Below are 1,189 nucleotides of genomic sequence, written 5' to 3'. Positions count from 1 at the left end.
CTTGGGCTCAAGTGGTTGTTGCAACGGGGTGGATTCTCGTCAGGATGAGGGGTCATGCCGGGGCAGAGGTTGTCGTCCGCGGAGCGGGCGCAGATTGAGGTGTTGTTCGGTCAGGGGTTGACGTTCCCGCAGATCGCGCAGGTGATTGGGCGGCATCGCTCGACGGTGTGGCGGGAGTTGTCGCGTAATCACTGCGGCACTGGGGGTCGGGTGCCGGCGGGTCAGCGGCATCCGCGTGGTGCGGATCCTGGTTATGTGGCGGGGGTGGGCTATCCGAAGGGGTGGGGTGGGGCGTATCGGTGGAAGTACTCTCACCGCAACGCTCAGGGCAAGGCGGACGCGCGGGCGCGGCGTCCTCGTGAGGGCAAGTTGCGTCCGGGTTGGGGGCGGGCGTGGCCGCCGTTGTGGCAGACGGTTAAGGATCGTCTGAGTCAGCGGCACTCGCCGTGGCAGATTGCCCGGTCGCTGCGGCGGGAGTTTCCTGAGCGACCGGAGATGTGGGTGTCACACGAGACGATCTACCAGGCGATCTACTTCCAGGCCCGGGGTGGGATGCGTCAGGAGTTAGCCCGGCAGGTCGCGTTGCGCTCTGGTCGGGCGTTACGGCGGCCGCAGTCGCGTCAGGCCAGCGCGGGGCGGGGAAGCCGCCCGTGGGTGCGTGACTTTCACATCTCGACTCGCCCGGCCGAGGTCGAAGACCGGGCCGTGCCCGGGCACTGGGAAGGTGACCTGGTCATCGGCGCCCGAGGCTCCAGCGCGATCATCACCCTCGTCGAACGCGCCACCCGATACGTGATGCTCGGCGCTCTCCCCGAATCGCGGGTCAGCGAACAGGTCATCGACACCCTGACCGGCCTCATGCGCCGCCTGCCGGCCGAGCTGCGCAAGACCCTGACCTGGGACCAGGGCATCGAAATGATCCAGCACCCCGTCTTCACCCTGGCCACCGACTGCAAGGTCTACTTCTGCGACCCCCACAGCCCTTGGCAACGCGGCAGCAACGAAAACACCAACGGCCTCCTGCGCCAGTACTTCCCCCGCTCCAGCACCGACTTCCGCACCTGGACCCAGGACGACCTCGACGCCGTCGCCCGTGAACTCAACGGACGACCACGCCAAACCCTCGACTGGCAGAATCCAGCCGAGGTACTCCACAAACACCTAGTCGCAACAGCCGCTTGAAACCGCC

Annotated in this window: 1 protein-coding gene; it reads left to right on the top strand. The window is 66.9% G+C overall.

The window, feature by feature from the left end; translation table 11 throughout:
* Positions 1 to 54 precede the first annotated feature (54 nt).
* The gene (locus ACX27O_RS33040) at positions 55 to 1,182 is read left to right on the top strand and encodes an IS30 family transposase (RefSeq protein WP_458940603.1); all 1,128 of its coding nucleotides are present in this window, start codon (positions 55 to 57) and stop codon (positions 1,180 to 1,182) included.
* The last annotated feature ends 7 nt before the right edge of the window (positions 1,183 to 1,189 follow it).

This window comes from Micromonospora sp. SD19 (genome assembly GCF_054462275.1).
The sequence above is the reverse complement of the archived record's forward strand: the minus strand, read 5'-3'. Positions and strand labels throughout refer to the sequence as shown.

Coding starts and splice junctions, on each gene's coding strand:
- ACX27O_RS33040 (WP_458940603.1), top strand. CDS start 55: ATGCCGGGGCAGAGGTTGTCGTCCGCGGAGCGGGCGCAGATTGAGGTG.